Annotated in this window: 12 protein-coding genes and 2 pseudogenes; 10 read left to right on the forward strand and 4 right to left on the reverse strand. The window is 55.5% G+C overall.

Translation table 11 applies throughout. The annotated features are described in order from the left end of the window. Positions 1-147 precede the first annotated feature (147 nt). The gene (locus CFBP4996_RS29315; protein WP_080855384.1) at positions 148-918 is read left to right on the forward strand and encodes an enoyl-CoA hydratase-related protein; all 771 of its coding nucleotides are present in this window, start codon (positions 148-150) and stop codon (positions 916-918) included. Between the two features lie 146 nt (positions 919-1,064). Here CFBP4996_RS29315 and CFBP4996_RS29320 read toward each other — a convergent pair whose 3' ends face one another. Both CFBP4996_RS29320 and CFBP4996_RS29325 read right to left on the reverse strand, forming a co-directional pair. Beyond that, entirely contained in the window at positions 1,065-1,838 is a 774-nt protein-coding gene (locus CFBP4996_RS29320) for a class I SAM-dependent methyltransferase (RefSeq protein WP_080855385.1), read from the reverse strand. Positions 1,839-1,861: 23 nt separating this feature from the next. Beyond that, positions 1,862-2,725: an alpha/beta fold hydrolase gene (locus CFBP4996_RS29325; RefSeq protein WP_080854947.1), complete on the reverse strand. Its 864-nt coding sequence runs from the start codon at positions 2,723-2,725 to the stop codon at positions 1,862-1,864. A 570-nt stretch (positions 2,726-3,295) separates the two neighbouring features. Here CFBP4996_RS29325 and CFBP4996_RS29330 point away from each other — a divergent pair. From CFBP4996_RS29330 to CFBP4996_RS29360, 7 genes and pseudogenes are all read left to right on the forward strand, one after another. Beyond that, positions 3,296-3,829 (forward strand): peroxiredoxin, encoded by a 534-nt coding sequence (locus tag CFBP4996_RS29330; protein ID WP_080854948.1) that lies wholly within the window; start codon positions 3,296-3,298, stop codon positions 3,827-3,829. Between the two features lie 41 nt (positions 3,830-3,870). Then, positions 3,871-3,993: pseudogene (locus CFBP4996_RS29335) on the forward strand (MBL fold metallo-hydrolase); the annotation flags it as partial. Between the two features lie 754 nt (positions 3,994-4,747). Beyond that, entirely contained in the window at positions 4,748-6,010 is a 1,263-nt protein-coding gene (locus tag CFBP4996_RS29340; protein WP_080854949.1) for an ABC transporter substrate-binding protein, read from the forward strand. A gap of 63 nt (positions 6,011-6,073) precedes the next feature. Further along, positions 6,074-6,955, forward strand: a complete 882-nt coding sequence (locus CFBP4996_RS29345) for a carbohydrate ABC transporter permease (protein ID WP_080854950.1) — start codon at positions 6,074-6,076, stop codon at positions 6,953-6,955. 4 nt (positions 6,956-6,959) lie between these two features. Next, a complete protein-coding gene (locus tag CFBP4996_RS29350) occupies positions 6,960-7,811 on the forward strand; it encodes a carbohydrate ABC transporter permease (protein ID WP_080854951.1) in 852 nt (283 codons plus the stop codon). A gap of 56 nt (positions 7,812-7,867) precedes the next feature. Beyond that, positions 7,868-9,010 carry an ABC transporter ATP-binding protein gene (locus tag CFBP4996_RS29355; RefSeq protein ID WP_162936138.1) on the forward strand — a complete coding sequence of 381 codons (1,143 nt, stop codon included), beginning with the start codon at positions 7,868-7,870 and terminating at the stop codon, positions 9,008-9,010. Positions 9,011-9,027: 17 nt separating this feature from the next. Further along, on the forward strand, positions 9,028-11,166 hold the full coding sequence (locus CFBP4996_RS29360) for a beta-galactosidase (protein WP_080854954.1): 2,139 nt from the start codon (positions 9,028-9,030) through the stop codon (positions 11,164-11,166). An 83-nt stretch (positions 11,167-11,249) separates the two neighbouring features. Here CFBP4996_RS29360 and CFBP4996_RS29365 read toward each other — a convergent pair whose 3' ends face one another. Further along, positions 11,250-12,419: an ROK family protein gene (locus CFBP4996_RS29365; protein ID WP_424243870.1), complete on the reverse strand. Its 1,170-nt coding sequence runs from the start codon at positions 12,417-12,419 to the stop codon at positions 11,250-11,252. A gap of 455 nt (positions 12,420-12,874) precedes the next feature. Here CFBP4996_RS29365 and CFBP4996_RS29525 point away from each other — a divergent pair. Beyond that, positions 12,875-13,132, forward strand: a pseudogene (locus tag CFBP4996_RS29525) (type IIL restriction-modification enzyme MmeI); the annotation flags it as partial. Positions 13,133-13,281: 149 nt separating this feature from the next. Then, positions 13,282-16,311 carry a DNA methyltransferase gene (locus CFBP4996_RS29370; protein ID WP_233283479.1) on the forward strand — a complete coding sequence of 1,010 codons (3,030 nt, stop codon included), beginning with the start codon at positions 13,282-13,284 and terminating at the stop codon, positions 16,309-16,311. Between the two features lie 288 nt (positions 16,312-16,599). Here the strand turns inward: CFBP4996_RS29370 and CFBP4996_RS29375 are convergent, their stop codons facing one another. Beyond that, positions 16,600-17,202 (reverse strand): hypothetical protein, encoded by a 603-nt coding sequence (locus CFBP4996_RS29375; RefSeq protein WP_137396206.1) that lies wholly within the window; start codon positions 17,200-17,202, stop codon positions 16,600-16,602. Positions 17,203-17,470 lie beyond the last annotated feature (268 nt).

The raw sequence follows: 17,470 nt of genomic DNA on the forward strand, positions 1-17,470 counted from the left end.
CACTGGTAGATTTTTGGCAACTCTTTTATTATATCGATCGTGAGGTCGAAGCGCGGAAGGCGACACCGCGCAGAGATCACGGTCCAAGGTACCCCGCCAACAATGGCCACATTCGCAGATCGCCCCAAAAGAAGGCTTGAACCCGACATGACCATCAATCTATCCCGAGACGAAAACATTGCTCTCCTGGAAATCAGCCGCCCGGAAGCATTGAATGCGTTGAATCTGGAAACAATTCAGACCTTTACCAATGCACTCGACACAATCGAGACCTGGACCAACCTGAAAGCGCTCATCATCACCGGTGCCGGGGAAAAGTCATTCTGCGCAGGCGCTGACGTCAAGGAACTGTCCGGGCGTACGTTGGCCAACCATCGCGAGGGCGTGATTCAAGGACAGAGAGCTTTTGCAAGGCTAGACAGTTTCAGACTGCCATCCATCGCTGCCATCAACGGCTTTGCCTTCGGAGGAGGCCTGGAGATCGCGCTGGCATGCACGTTCCGGGTCGCGAAATCGAATGCGAAGCTGGGTCTCCCGGAAATCAGGCTCGGATTGATTCCTGGCTACGGTGGTACACAACGGCTCGCCCGATTGATCGGTACAGGCAGGGCGCTCGAATTGATTTTGACGGGGAAGAACCTTACCGGTTCCGAAGCACGCGATTGGGGCCTTGTGAATGCCGTTACCGATCAAAACGTGGTGGACGCGGCAAAACAGTTCGCCTCTGGATTTACAGCACATAGCCTGCCCATCCTGGGTTATGCGCGCGACGCAATCAATCGCGGTGTCGAGACGACTTTAGCCAACGGGCTGGTCATCGAGGCGGACGCCTGCTGCCTGGCCTACAGCACTCAAGATGCTGCAGAAGGAATTGCAGCGTTTACGGAAAAGCGTTCACCCAGCTTTTTGGATCGGTAGTGGCCAGCTCCGGATCCCCGACGATGCCGCCTGCGCCTTGATGAAGGCACAAGCGCGTTATTAAACCCATCTGAAACAGGTAAGTTTCGTCGCCAACATGGCGAAGCCGATTGCGGCCAGGTTTGCGTCGCAGACAGTCACTGCGTTCATCCCACTTTGCTGGCCGTAATGATCCATGAGCGTGAATCGAAAAGGACGCCTTGAGCAGTCAGATGCCCCTCGAGGAGATCGCGAAGCCGTTGCAGGCGTTCCCTTTGCGATACATCCGTCGTCGCAGGCCCGTTCTTCCCAAGATAGAGGTCAGCGAGCGAGGCAAGGGCGCTGTCAACGTCTGGCCCGTAGAATACCGGTTCTCGTATATCAACAAACTCGATCGACGCAAAGCCCGCCGGGCGCAGAAGCTTCTCGGCAACGGTCGGATCGCCAAGTGAGAACGGATCGAGCATCGTTGGTGAAACAAGGCTGTCGCGTGCCAGGGCTCGCCTGATGGCGGTGGACCATTCATTGTACTCCTGACGCTGCCAGACCATCCACGCAAGGCGTCCACCCGGTCGCATGGCGCGCGCAATGTTGGCAAACGCGGCTGCCGGATCAGCAAAGAACATGACGCCAAATCGGCTGAGACAAAGATCGAAGCTTTCTATTGGAAATGCATGATGCTGGGCATCACCTTGCTCAAACGCGATGTTTCGCAATCCTGCTTGATCCGAGCGTCCGCGGGCGATCTCGAGCATTTCCATCGACACATCCACGCCAGCAGCAAAACCTTGCGGAGCAGCGCGCGCCGCCTCTCGTGTCGTCTGCCCTGTCCCACAACCGATATCGAGCACGCGATCATCCACCCCAACACGTGCGGCGGTCTGCAAATGCCCATTGTATCTGTGCAATTCAGCGTCATAGAAGTCTGCACGGTCCACCATCTCTGCCCCCTGGCTCGTTTCAGTCACATGACAGACGTTGATTTTTCGACATGCGCGTGGATTGCGGAAATAATTTCTTCCCAGTCACCAGGATGGATTTCGTGCCCGCCACCGTCAACCACCACAAACTCTGCATCCGCTACTGCTTCTGCGAGTGCCCTGCCGTGGCCTACCGGAAAAACTGGATCAGCCGATCCGTGAATGACCAGAAGCGGCACGTCCATATCGTTCAGCCCGTCCCGCCAGGTTTCGCCAACCTCAAACAGGACGCTGTGGTTGGTTGCGTTGAGATAGCCGCCGGAGCGATCGATATCCTTCCGGAGAAACGATCGGGTTCCCGCCTCGTCAAACGGATGTGTCACTCCTGCTGTCAGGCGCGCATCCTCGATCAGATACGCGACCGCGCTTTCTCGATCTGACCAGTCTGCTTCCACCGACATGTGTTCCATCCAGGCTTCACCGCTCGCAGGCAGATGCGATCTGTCCATCCCGAGCGGCGAGCTGCTGATTGCCGTTAGGGAAAGTACACGTTCAGGATTTTTTAGTGCAGCACCTTGCCCGACCATGCCGCCGAGAGAGAAGCCGACGATATGGGCGCTCGAAATCTTATAACCGTCGATGACGCGGAAAACGTCATCGACGGCGTCCTCGTAGGTGTAACCTGGTCGCCCTGGCGGGTATTTCGTCGAAAGTCCGGTATCGCGCTGATCGAAACGGATGACAAAGCGACCGCGTTCTGCCAGACTCGCACAAAAGTTTTCGTGCCACCACAGCATCGACGCCATCCCACCCATGATCAGAACGATGGGCGGATGCGCCGGATCGCCAAATGCTTCGGTGGCGATCTCCAGTCCATTGCTACGCAATATTCGCTGATTTTCTTGCATTCTTTCCTCCCGTTGATTCGAACGTTTCCATGCTGACAACTGCTGTCTCGGCAGGAGAAGCGAGCGGTGAGAAAAGCCGGCTCGTAGCTGAGCTCACCGAAGGGCGGCTGCATCGAGCAACAGGAAGCGGCCTTACCTGCCCGAACAAAATCGACACTATCGTCGCCCGATAAAGCGAAGTGATTCTTCCCGTTGATGAAGATCGAACCTTTGGCCCACCTATTTGTCAATCGATGCTGTGATAAAATCAACGATCAGCGCGCCCGTAGATATCCATGCAGCCCCTTCAACATCGGTGTCCCGCATAGGTTTCTTGCTTGCGGGTGAGGTCGATGCAAAGTCGCGATCTGCGTTGGAAACCGTTTCTGGCATTCCAAACGTTGTCGAGTGCTATCTGGCAAAGGACCTTCCGACCCGAGTAGAATTTGGAGACCCAAGGGATCGCGTCGGCTACGTCGGTGTGTCGGCTCCGAGTGCATCAGATTGTGAAACTGCACTCAGATCAGCTTTGAAAGCTCTCACTCTCAAAGACGAGTTCTTCGCCCTTCCCCATAACAAGGCAAAAGCAGCATGACCAACGAAATCGCGGACTTCGAAGCCGCATCGCTCATAGGCTCCCTCATCCCCCACACAGACCTGATCTCCACCGATGGTGTCCCTGTCAACCTGAGACACCTGCACAATCGGTTTCTTGTTGTCTATGCCTATCCTCGTACCAGCGCCCCTGGTGTGGCTCCGCTGAAGGATTGGGATGTGATTCCAGGAGCAAAAGGATGCACGCCTCAATCGTGTTCCTTCCGCAATCACCACGATGACCTGAGTAGCCTGGGTGCCGCGGTGTTTGGGGTGAGCACACAAGAAACCGATTATCAGCGAGAGGCTGTAGGAAGGCTTCACCTCCCCTTTCCGCTTCTGAGCGACAGTGGCTTGACCTTTGCAAAATCCTTGGGGCTGCCAACGTTTGAAGTCGAGGGCCTGGTTCTGCTTCGCCGGCTAACCCTGATCTCGGAGAATGGATATATTCGGCAGGTTATGTACCCTATCACAAAGCCCGAAGAAAATGCGTCGGACGTTATCTCTATCCTCCGGAACTGGAACAAATGAGGTCACGCTACAACCTGACCATCGTCGAACGGACATGGCAGCTAGCCGAACTTGCAGATAGGGGCTCCTGGTTGATCTCGACGCACATGCCCTTCCGGCCCGTGGGCCGCGTTGCGGCGTCCGGCAACCTCTTCCGCTGGGTACCAGCATGGTGGGACTATTGAACATTGCTCGGTGAAATCGACCAGTATTTGGAAACGGATAACCGGCGCATCGTTTGATGCGCCGCTTCTTGGTGACGAGTTTGAAGCTGCATTGAGAGAACTGCGGTAAATGAAAAGATAGTTCTAGGCGACAGACTGAGGCTGTTCAGCCGGTGTGTTGCCGCGATCAATGCGCGACGCCTGCTCGCGAACGGGTGACACCCTAGCATCCTAGAACGTCTATGCGAGCGTTCGAAACCGGAGCGCAATCTTTGCTCATACGGCCCCGCTGAGACGACGATTGCTCTTGAACGGAACGAACTAGCGACCCGAAGATTTTTGAAAGGTATCATGCTGAAAATACGTGTAATTCTTCTTCTATTGAGCCTATCTCGTCTCTAAGACCAGATCTGTCAATGTCGGTAGCGATAAGATTTTGCACGCAAGGTGTGGTGCGTTTCGCCGGAGAGGTTTCTAATTATTGTTGGCGCCATGATGTGATGTCATCAACAGATCGCACTTCAGGCTATTTGCTGCGAGGATCAAGCGCATTTCGAAATTAGTCCCTACTCGCCCCCATTCGATCCTTCAACTTGTTGAAGCAAAAAATAATAAGCGAGGAAGCCAAGGAGTCAGTGTCAATCCTACAACCGGCATAGAAATGTGGCGAGCCCCCAAAGATATTTTATTTAATAAATTAACTATTGACTGGAGAGACGTTTTTTGATTTTTTCCAGCCGCGTCAGCAATTGGGAGTCTGGCGGGAGGACATCGGATGAATTCTAAGCTGCAATTTCTGCGGACGTCTCGGCGTCGGTTTCTTCAAGGCGCCGGCATAGCCGTGGCTTCAGCCACGCTTACCACGCCAGCCATTGCGCAAAGCAAACAACTCACCATCATTTCAAACCGTGGCAATGCGGATCAGCGCAAGGCGCTGGAAACGATCGCCAAGGCGTTTGGTGATGCCAATGGTGTTACCGTGACAGTCAACAACATGGATCACGAGGCGCACAAGACCGCCATTCGCAATTATCTCGTGGCCAGCCCGCCGGATGTATGCTTCTGGTTTTCCGGCAGCCGCATGCGCAGCTTCGTGGAAAAAGATCTTTTCGAAGATATCTCCGATTTGGTCCAGCGCGAAAAATATGCCGATGTTCTCGGCGCAACGCTCGGCTCCGTCACCGTTGATGGCAAGCAATATGGCCTGCCAACCGGTGGCATTCTCTGGGGTCTGTTCTATCGTCAGGATACGTTCGACCAGTTTGGTCTCAGCGTCCCCAAGACATTCGATGACTTCTTCACGCTGGCCGAACAGTCCAAGAAGGCTGGCATTATTCCCATGAGCATGGGCACGAAGGACCAGTGGCCGTGCGGCGGATGGTTCGACCATATGAACCTGCGCATTAATGGCCTGCAACACCACATGGACCTGATGGCAGGTAAGGTGAAATACACCGATCCATCGCTGACCGAAGTGTTCGACAAGTGGGAACAGCTGATCAAGGCCGATTTCTTCACTCCGAACGGTACCTCCTTCGCCTGGGATCCGGCAGCAGCCTCGCTGGTCCAGAAGAAAGCCGCGATGATGGATCTCGGCAATTTCATCAAATATGCCTTCCCGCCGGAAGACCTTCAGCATGTGCGCTTCGCGCCCTTCCCGACCATCAAGGCAGGCGTTGAGCAGGTCGAGGATTTCTCGGTGGATTCGATCCACATGCCATCCGGTTCGAAGAACAAGGAATTGGCGCGCGAATTCCTCGCCTTCTTCTACAGGCCGGAAAATCTGAGCGCCTATCTCTCCCCGGAAGGCAATGTGCCTGCTCGCAGCGACTGCGCAATCGGTGATGATCCAATCCTGAAAATGGCGGTCGATGAGATGAAGAACGTCAAGGGCACGGCGCAATATTACGACCGTGACAGCGATCCTGACCTCGCGCTTGCAGGCTTGAAGGGTTTCCAGGAATTCATGGTCAAGCCGGAACGCCGTGATCAGATTCTCACGCAGATCGAGCGGACGCGCCAGCGCATCCACGGCTAAGCTCTGCCTGAACACCACACGGGAGGCGTTGCCGCCTCCCCTCCTCATCGACAGGATGGTCTCATGTCTATCTGGTGGCGCCGCCATCGCAATTGGCTGACGCCTGCGCTTCTTCTTGCGCCGGGTCTTATCCTTTTTCTGGTCGTCATCATCGCATCATCGATCGAGACGTTCTGGATTTCCTTTCACGAATGGGACGGCATGGGGGTGAAGACCTGGGTTGGCCTGGCCAACTATGCCGAGCTGTTCGATGATCCGCAGTTTTATGTCTCGTTAAAAAACAATGCCATCTGGCTGGTCATGTTCCTGCTGGCACCGCCGATGGGGTTGGCGATTGCGCTTCTGGTGAACCAGAAGATTGCCGGCATGCGCATCGTCAAGTCGCTGTTCTTCATGCCGCTGGTGCTGGCGGCAGTGACTGTGGGCGTCATTTTCGGCTGGTTCTACGATCCGACATTTGGTTTGCTTGCCATCATCTACCAAGCTTTCGGAGCCACGGCACCGGCGCTTTTGTCAGACGAAAACCTCGTGACCTTTGCCGTCGTCATCGCGGCACTGTGGCCGCAGGTGGCCTTCTGCATGGTGCTGTTTCTGGCTGGCCTCAACAATCTCGATGAGGAAATGATTGGCGCGGGGCGGGTCGATGGCGCGCGCGGCTGGCCAATGTTGCGGCATATCGTTTTGCCACAGTTGACACAGGTCGCTTTCATCGCGGTCGCCATTACGGTTGTCGGCGCGTTGCGTTCCTTCGATGCTATTTCCGTCATGACCGCAGGTGGTCCATTCGGCTCATCCACTGTGTTGGCCTACCAGATGTACGAGCAGTCGATCTTCTCCTACCGCTTCGGCTATGGCGCGGCGATTGCGACCGTTCTTTTCCTCATCATGTCCATATTCATCGCATGGTATCTGCGCGGCCTCGTCAAGGCCGAGAAGGGAGCGTGATCTGATGTATCCACGTCCTATTGCCGAAAACAAACCGGCAGCCCGCATTGCCTATATGACCATGGTCTGTGTGATCCTCGCGCTGTGGCTCCTGCCACTGTTCGCAGTCATCATGACATCCTTCCGGTCCTTCGATGATGTGATGGCAGGCAACTACTGGGGCTGGCCGACAAAGTTCAGCCTCACCGACAACTATGTCGCCGTGTTCCAGCAGACGAAGATGCTGCGCTACTTCGCCAACAGCATGATCATCACCATTCCCTCCGTCATCATGGTGCTGATCTTCTCGACGCTCACCGGTTATGTGCTGTCGCGCTACCGCTTCCGCGGTTCGATGGTGCTGTTCACACTATTCGTCGGCGGCAACTTTCTGCCGCAGCAGGTCATGATGATCTCGATCCGCGATCTGATGGTATGGGCGGGGCTCTATGACACCTACTGGGCGCTGATCGTGTTCCACATCGCCTTCCAGACCGGCTTTGCGACACTCTTCATGCGCAACTTCATCGCTGCCCTCCCCGACGAGCTGTTTCAGGCGGCCCGCGCCGAGGGTGCATCGCCCTGGCAGACGCTGATCCACATCGTCGTGCCCCTGGTGCGTCCGGCGCTCGCGGCACTCGCCATCCTCACCTTCACCTTCGTCTGGAATGATTACTTCTGGGCGCTGGTGCTGACGCAGAGCGATGCCGTCAAGCCGGTCACAGCAGGCCTTTCCAACCTCAAGGGCGAATGGGTCTCTGCCTGGAATATCGTGTCAGCTGCAACGATCTTCGTCGCAGTCCCGCCTGTCGTGATGTTCTTCCTGATGCAGAAGCACTTCGTTTCCGGCCTGACCATGGGAGCCGTCAAAGGATGATCGCTTCCGCACGCCGTACCAACCCACTCTCACCGAGCAGCAAGGATACGACTGACATGAGCAGCGTCGAAATCCTCAACGTCCAGAAGCATTACACCAGCTTCCACGCCTTGAAGAACATCAACCTGACCATCGAAAAAGGCGAGTTCATCGTCATGGTCGGCCCCTCCGGCTGCGGCAAGTCCACGCTGCTGAAAACCATTGCCGGTCTGGAAACGATCTCCTCCGGTAAATTGGTGATCAATGGCCGGGATGTGACGAAAGAAGAGCCGGGCGATCGCGGCATCGCCATGGTGTTCCAGTCCTACGCCCTTTATCCGCACATGACCGTTGCCGAAAACATGGGCTTTGGCCTGCGCATGGCAAAGCGCCCAAAAGCGGAAATCGATGCGGCAGTCAAACGCGCCGCAGGCATTTTGCGCATCACCGAACAGCTCGACAAGCTGCCGAAACAATTGTCCGGCGGCCAGCGCCAGCGGGTGGCCATCGGCCGGGCGATCACCCGCTCGCCAGAGGTGTTCCTCTTCGATGAACCGCTGTCGAACCTCGACGCTGCCCTGCGCACCCAGATGCGCGTCGAGTTATCGACGCTGCACGCTGAACTCGGCTCCACGATGATCTATGTGACGCACGATCAGGTGGAAGCCATGACCATGGCCAGCCGCATCGTCGTTCTCAACAAGGGTGAGATCGAACAGGTCGGCTCTCCGTTGGAACTCTACGCCAATCCGAAGAACCATTTCGTCGCGGGCTTCCTTGGCGCGCCTCGTATGAACTTCTTCGAAGGCAAGGTTATCAGAGCCGAGCAAGGCGTTGCAGCCGTCTCCTTTGCCGGCCTTGAAGAACTGCGTATTCCGCTGACCGGTGACGCATCTGTCAAGACTGGCGACACGGTAACGCTGGGCGTGCGGCCAGAGCGGCTGCAAACGCAGAGTGCCGAGGCTTCGCTCGTGGGCTTTGACGCGAAGGTGCGACTTGTCGAGTATCTGGGCCGCGAAACAATTGTTCACGCCGATGCCTCGCCCTTGATGGCTGTCGGCTCCGACACTGGGACGCACAATGTCACGATCCAGCTCGGAAAGGTCGTGCCCTTCGCTGTCGGCTCATCCATCCGCGTCGGTTTCGTCCTCGATGACTGCTACCTCTTCGGCCCCGATGGCAAAACGCTCACACCTCCCAAGCCTGTGACCCAAAAGTAAAAACTGGAGTTTCCACGATGAAACGGACGAACCCTGCGCCGCTATCGGCCTGGCGCACCCTTAACCTTGACGATTTTTTGCTCGGTGTGCCGCATTATCCAGAGCATGTGGACGAAAGCTACTGGCAGCGCGATGCCGACCGGATGAAGGAAGCGGGCTTCAATGCGGTACGCATGGGCGAGTTCGCATGGCACATCTGGGAGCCCTATGAGGGCAAATTCGATTTCGATTTGTTCGACCGCGCCATCGAAGGCCTCGGCAAGACCGGCATCAATACCATTTTGTGCACCCCAACGGCGACGCCACCGCGCTGGATGAGCATGAATTACCCCGAAATCCTGCGTGTCGACCGCAAGGGACGCCGGGCAAGCCACGGTTCGCGCCAGCATGGCGACACCACAAGCCCGGTGCTGCGCCATCATAGCCGCCGCATTACCAAAGCGATGGCTGAGCATTACAAGAACAATCCTTACGTCATCGGCTGGCAGACGGACAATGAGCTTAATACCACCGAGTCGGAATCCTTCTCCGATTCCGCAACGCTCGCGTTCCGCAACTTCCTGCGCCGCAAGTATGACAGCATCGACGCGCTGAATTTCGCATGGGGCGGACATTTCTGGGCGACATCCTACGACAATTTCGATCAGGTCGTGCTGCCCTACCCGATGGCCCCATCCTATCTCAGCCCCGGCCATGTGCAGGATTACCATCGTTTTCTGGCCACGGCGACTGCGGCGTTCCAGCACGATCAGGTGGAAATCCTGCGCGCGACGAACCCGGACTGGTTCATCTTCCACAATCTCGGCAATCTGACCGACATCGATTTCCGTGGTGAATTCGGCCAGGACCTCGATTTCATCGGCTTCGATATATACCCCATGCTTTATGACGAATTCCGTCGCAACGGCGGACATGGTGCAACGCAGGCACTGAAGCTCGATCTCTGCCGCAGCTATACCGGCAATTTCATCGTGCCGGAGCAGGCTTCGGGCATGGGTAGCCAGCCAGCCTTCACCACCATGACGCCGGAGCCGGGCGAAATGCGGCGCATGGCGCTGTCCTCCGTCTCGCGTGGGGCCGATGGCCTGATGTTCTTCCGCTGGCGTCCTGCGCATTTCGGTGCCGAGATTTACTGGATGGGTCTGATCGACCATGACGACATCGGTCGCCGCCGTTTCGAAGAAGCAAAGCAGTTCGGCCGCGATATCTCCAGGATCAAGGACAAGCTGCTCGGCACATCCGTGCATATGGACCTCGGCATCGCCGGTGCCGATTTCGACAATGAAGAAGCCCACAAGACCTACCCAATCGGTCTGCCGTCTCCGCAGGACGACGCGACGCTCCTGCATCGCCATTGCTATGAACGCGGCATTTCCTGCGGCTTCATTCATCCCGAAGACGATCTTTCCCGTCTGAAAGCGCTCTACGTTCCCCATTGGGTCATGTGGAACCAGGAATGGACCGCCAATGTCGAGGCCTTTGTCGAGGCTGGCGGCACGCTGATCGTCGGCGCCATGACCGGCACGCGCGATATCAACAACCATATTATCCGTGAGCTTGCCCCGGGCGGTGCACTCGCCAAACTCTGCGGTGTTCGGGTTAAAGAATTCGGTCGCATCACGGCAAAGGATGGCGATGGTCTCTTCCAGAAGAAGGGCGTGGAAGATGGTCATTACGCGCCTCCCCATGTCCTCCCCTCCTCTTCGGCGTTCCGCAAATACGCCATCGACATTGGTGGCCGCACCATCGAGGCGGAACATCTCTACGAGTTGCTGGAACTCGACAGTGATGTCGAAACCATCGCCACATGGTCCAACCGCTTTGCCAAGGGTCGTGCAGCAGTCACGCTACGCAAGGTCGGCAAGGGTCAGGTCATCTACCTCGCAACCTACCTCACCGATGATCTGGTAGATGCGCTGGATGAGGTCGTGCTGGCAAAGGCCGGTATCGAACCGATGATCGCGGATTTGCCGGAGGGTGTCGAGGTGGTGATGCGCACAGCAGAGGATCGCAAGCTGCTTTTTGTTCTCAACACGCTTGAGATTGAGAAAAAGCTGACAAACCTCGCATCCGGTAAGGACTTGCTGACAGGAACCGAAATTTCCGGTGAGCACACGCTCGAAGGCTATGGCTGCCTTGTCATCGATCTTGGCTAATCCAAGCCCATAAGGTTCTCCCAGAGGGGGGCTAATCCCCCGAAACGAGCAGCGAAGGTGTCTCAAGCACCTTCGCTGCTTTGTTATGCGGGAAAGGCAGGCGTGGTCATCTCGAAGTTGAACAGGCCCTGCGTTGCCAATGCCGCCGCACCGCTGCTCCAGAAATTATCCCTCTCGTCCGGCACCAGTGCAGGCGGCGGCGTAAAGCAATTATGCTCAAGCGCCTTTCGCATCGGAACGAACAGCAAGTCGCCGAAACTCACCGCTTCACCACCGACAATGATGACTTCGGGATCGACAATATCGACCATGCGCGCCAGATGCAGGCCGATGGCAGCACCTGCCTCCTGTAGAATGTCTCTGGCAACAGGATCCCCCTGTAGCGCGGCTTCTTTCATCGCGTAACGATCCACGCGACCGTCTTTACCCCTTGCCTGACGCCAACGCTCAATGATGGCGGGCTCGGAGTAAAACGCCTGAAGACAGCCATGACGGCCACATTCGCACAGGGGCCCGTCAGGGTTATACATCGAATGCCCGATCTTGCCCGCATGCCCATGCGCGCCACGCTGCACCTTGCCATCCACCACCGTTGCGCAGCCAATACCGACACCGATGGCCACCGCCGTGAAAACCTTATGCTGCCGACCAAGACCGAAAAGATGCTGCGCCAGCGCAAACGCCAGCGTATCATCCTCCATCCATACGGGAACATTGACCCGCTCCTGCAACATGCTCGCAAACGGCACATTTTCCCAGAAGAAGCGATGGCTCTTGATACAGATACCTCTCTCCGCATCGATCGTGCCCGGCATGGAAAATCCTACTCCGGTCAGCAAGCCGGCGTTATCCGGAGCAAGCCGTTGCAACCGTGTGACCGCTTTCTCGGCCGCAGCCAGAACGGACTGTGGTGACGGATCATCAAACTCTATCGTTAAGGAAGAAAGCGTCGCGGTGGAAAGATCGGTCAGCACGCATTCTAGACTACCAACATTCATCTTGATGCCAATCGCAAGATGTCCTGCGTAGTTTATTTCGAGCGGAATTGGCCGACGTCCGCCCCCACCTGGTATTGTCTGGCCCTCAATCAGATAACCTTCGGAAATCAGATCAGTGACCACAAACGTCACCGCAGCCGGGCTTAACCCTGTCGCAGCCGCAATATCCGCTCGGCTTAGCTGCTCCTCACGCCTAATAAGATTGAGGATCAGACGACGGTTCATCGCCCGTGTCGTTTGTTGATCAATTTTCAAGAGAGGGGTTACCTTAGATCATTGATGGAGCACGCACTTTTTGCGCCGAATATAGAGGGATTCCCCCCCTGAGAAAAGCATGCCGAAAGGGGGCTCTCTTGATCGCTCATTGTGGAAGTGCGCGCGAATAATGATAAAAGGGCTCACGACCATAAAACTATTCAATTGCTCTTGAAGGGAATCGAACCGTTGGGGCGTAGCTATTTTTCTAAGGGGTTGATTTATAATTTATGTTATCAACTGCCGCATTCGCAAGACAGGCGATCGGAAGCACCGAAACCCCGCGACTTGACATTTCGTTAGAACGCCGCCCGCGGACCCTGGGGACAACAGCACACGTTCCGTTGTCGGGTCAGCGGCGTCCAATTTGGTGGATGACACGTCAGGGCTGTGGAACAGACCGCCACTCGCTCGTCTTTAAATAATAATTCACATGTTTTCCACATTATTGTTTTATGAATGGAGCACAAGGTAATATATCTTTAGGTATTTCCGAATTCGTCGCGCGCTGGTCAGATCGAGAAGGCGGGCAAGAGCGAGCAAACTATTCCCTTTTCCTGACAGAGCTTTGTGATGTCCTAGGGGTCGCTCACCCCGACCCCGCCAGCGCCTCTCATGAAATGAACGACTATGTCTTTGAACGCCGCGTCGAACGACGCATGGCAGACGGGAGGTCGGAAGTTGGACGGATCGACCTTTATAAACGTGGGCATTTCATCCTGGAGGCGAAACAGAGCCGCCAGCGCTCAGGGCTTGAACCGACGGCGAGCATCTCGCAGGGAGATTTGTTTAATTCCCATACGCGACGCACGCACGCAGTAGAATTAAACGCCATCGATCATTTGATGATTCAGGTGCAGCCTTGCCAGCGGATCATCCCTATCCGCCATTTCTCATCGTATGTGATGTCGGCCGCGTTCTCGAACTCTATGCGGATTTTTCGGGCAACGGACGGCACTATGCACAGTTTCCTGACGCCAAGACGTTTCGAATTCAGCTTGCTGATCTCGAGGATCCAGTAAAGCGAAATCTTCTCCGAACTGTTTGGGAGGCCCCTTTTACTCTCGATCCAGCACAACAAACTGCAAAAGTTACACGGGAAATTGCCGGACGCCTCGCCACGATATCAAAAGCGCTCGAAGGCCGCGGGTTCGAGCCTCGAAACGTAGCTATTTTCCTTATGCGCTGCCTGTTTACAATGTTCGTCGAAGACGTCGGACTGTTGCGAAAGAAAGGATTCACCGAACTCCTCGATCGCTGTCTCGATGATCCCCGGCGCTTTACCTTTGAGATCGATGACCTCTGGAAACACATGGACCAAGGCGGCTACTCTCCCGGAATCGGCGAACGTTTGTTGCGATTCAACGGGAAGCTTTTCAAGAATGCCGCAGCCTTGCCCCTGACGGTCGACGAGATTCGCCTGCTACGTGATGCCTCGGACGCGGATTGGTGCGACCTCGAGCCTGCAATCTTCGGAACGTTGTTTGAACAGGCGCTGGACGCAAACGAGCGCAGGCGCCTCGGGGCGCATTATACTCCTCGGGCGTATGTCGAACGTGTAGTCAACGCGACTATTATCGAACCCCTGATGCAAGACTGGATTGGATATCAGTCAGCAGCTGAGCGCGCATTGCGATCCGGTATGAAAACCGCCGCCATTCGCGAGATGGAAGACTTCCTTAAGGAACTTTCGTCGGTTCGCGTGCTCGATCCTGCCTGCGGCACAGGCAATTTTCTCTATGTCGCATTGCGACGGATGAAGCAGCTTGAGGGCGAGGTCCTGAAGCAACTTCACGACATCGGTGGCGACGAAGCTATTGCTGAGGTTGATAATCTATCAGTGAAGCCAGAACAGTTTTTTGGAATGGAGCTGAACGGACGTGCGGTGGAAATCGCCGAACTTGTTCTGTGGATCGGCTATATTCAGTGGCACCTGAGAACACGAACAACGGTTCCACCGGAACCCGTCATTGGCAGTGCCGACCATGTGCAGGAAAAAGATGCACTTCTAATCTGGGCCGATTATCCAAATCGACATTTGAAGCGGGACAGGATGGGCCGCCCAATGTCCGACCAGCAGGGCCATGAAATCTACGCGTTTCCGAATGTGTCACGACCCGATTGGCCCATGGCGGATTTCATCGTCGGGAATCCGCCATTCATCGGCGGCAAAGACATTCGTAGCCGTCTTCCTACCGGGTACGCTGAGGCCCTATGGGAGGCAAATCCGCGTATCAACCCTTCAGCAGACTTCGTTATGTATTGGTGGGATCGTGCCGCTGAGCTGCTGACTCAGAAGGGAACACGGCTTCGGCGCTTCGGTTTCGTAACTACCAACTCGATCACGCAGGTGTTTCAGCGCCGGGTGCTAGAACGGCACCTGACTGCAACACCACCCATATCCATATTGCTCGCCATTCCAGATCATCCTTGGACCAAGGCGACCAAGGATGCAGCTGCAGTCCGCATCGCCATCACTGTTGCTGCGGCGGGGGAACTCCAAGGTACGTTGCGACAGGTTGTCGGTGAGGGAGATCTCGACACTGACGAACCGAAAATTATCTTCCATGAAAGAAGCGGGGTGATCAATGCTGATCTTACGATCGGCGCGGATGTCACGAAAGCAGTGTCTCTATCAGCCAACGCAGGCCTGTGCTCTCCGGGCGTCAAGCTTCACGGTGACGGTTTCATCGTTACGCGGGCCAAAGCCCGAGAACTTGGCTTAGGCCTTCGACCCGGTCTTGAACTGCACATCAGAGAATACAGAAACGGTCGAGATCTGACCGCACGGTCTAGAGATGTCATGGTGATTGATCTCTTCGGACTTGACGCAGCTTTCGTGCGACAGGCTTACCCAGAAATCCACCAACATCTGTATGAGACCGTCAGGGAACAGCGCGCTTTGACATTCCGAAAGTCAGCGACTCGGGATGCACGTGAATACCTGGAACGATGGTGGCTGTTCGGAAAACCCAGGACTGAACTGCGGCCGGCGCTGGACTACATCAACCGATACATTGCAACAGTTGAGACTGCGAAGCACCGAGTCTTCCAATTTCTCGACGCCGAGGTGATGCCGGATAACATGTTGGTGGCAATCGCTTCAGATGACGCCTTTCATCTTGGTGTCCTATCTTCTCGCCCACACGTGCTCTGGGCGCTTCGTGCCGGCGGGCGCCAAGGCGCAGGGAATGATCCTCGTTACTCGAAATCCCGCTGCTTCGATCCATTCCCATTCCCTGATGCAACAATGATCTCCAGGTCGAATATCGCTGCCTTGGCAGAAGAGCTCGATGCGACGCGCAAGTTAGTGTTGACGAAAAATCCCGATCTAACGCTCACCGGGCTCTACAACATGCTGGATACCGCTCGTTCGGGCGGTCCTCTTACCACCACAGAGCGCGAGCTCCATAGACGAGCCCGCGTCCTCATTCTCAGAGATTTACACGAGCAGATCGACCACGCAGTGATGCAAGCCTACGGGTGGGACACCGCGCTCGCTGAGGATGAAATCCTTCAACAACTCGTTCAGTTGAATCTTCAACGCGCAACGGAGGAGCGCCGTGGACTCATTCGTTGGCTGCGCCCAGAATATCAGATCGAAAAGATGGGGCCTTTGGCTCATCGTGCTGACCGGATCCAATCGCTTGCGACGGCGAGACCATCCAAACCAAAGCCGCGGTTCTCGGACAAAAGAAAAGTACAGGCGGCCCAGATCCTTGCTTTGCTCAATCGCAACCGGTCACCGCTGACGGCAAACGAGATCGCCCAAGAATTCAGTGAATCCAGCCAGATCGGTCCTGAGGTACAAGACGTTCTGGCATCGCTGAATCGCCTCGGCGATGTAGAGACTTTTGACAACGGCCGAAGCTATATTATGGCTTCCGGCTAAGCCAATTTCTTTCGCAATGCCGACGGAAGAAATTCTCGATCAGCCAAAACATTTGCACGGAGAATTGGCTCTGTCTCGGGGTTGCTGCTGTTGGGGGGCGAGGTTTTGGCTATTCATAGGGCATTCGGCGGGCATCTCCTCAGCTCCTACCCTTCTACGGTTCTAACCAGCATCCGCAATAGCGCGTCACCGCACGGGTGACGCTGGATCACGCGGGCCGTTCCTTTTGTAGGGTGCGAGGTCAACTGGAAAGGCTGCGCCCTCCCGCAATCATCGGACCTCCTGATCTCATACAAACATACGCGCTTCAGGTTGACGTCTGGCAACAAGTTCACCTTTTTGAATGGTGTCGCGAATCCTGTCAAATTCTGCATCAATAAGATTCCAGCAATTTAATCGAAAAGCGGGAAAAAAACCTGGTCGATTTCGCCAGTAGTTCTCGCCTTCATCCAGAAAGGCCGTGATGTGGTCAAGCTGGACGTTCAGCGTCTCATCAAATTTCCCGCGGGGAGAAACGAAAAGGGAAATCGAGTTGCATTTCATTACGATGTCCTTTCGGGCCTCTCCTTGAATAGGCCCCGGCGATAAGCGATTTAGGTCGAGCAGAGTGAGAAGCGAACATACATCGTTTCGAAGTGCTTCGTGCCTCTTCAGCAAAGTGTCGGACGCTCTAAAAGCTGCTGCTGCTCTGAGCTCGCTTTCCTTAAGATCAGTCTGTTTGGCCGCTATGTCGGCAGTCTGTTTCGCAATTGCCGCAGTCGAACGTTTCAGATCAAGATCGATAAGCTGCAAGCGGCGATTGATAAATAAGGTGGCGGTCGCGGTTAGAATTGCGGCGAAAGCAGCGATCGATGCCGCGAACACGGCAGGGGTAGAAATTAGAAAGTCCAACAAAATTCTTCTCGTCCTGACTGCGGTTTGAACAACGTTTCAAAGGTGTGCATGCATATTTTTGCTCAGCAGAGCACACGCTGGCCCACCTGGTTAACCTCTATATCCACTTTTAGCTTCTTATGGCAGGTTGGGGAGCGGCTGACGTGACGTGCAAGTTGCCGTCAGCGTAAGGCGCAAATGACAGTAGCTTGCTCGTGAAAGGACGCCAACCCGCAGCGACAGTGCCCGTATATGAAGCGTAGCCATCCTCAATAGACGCCAAGAC

The organism is Agrobacterium leguminum (assembly GCF_005144435.2).
GTDB classification, from domain to species: Bacteria; Pseudomonadota; Alphaproteobacteria; order Rhizobiales; family Rhizobiaceae; genus Agrobacterium; species Agrobacterium leguminum.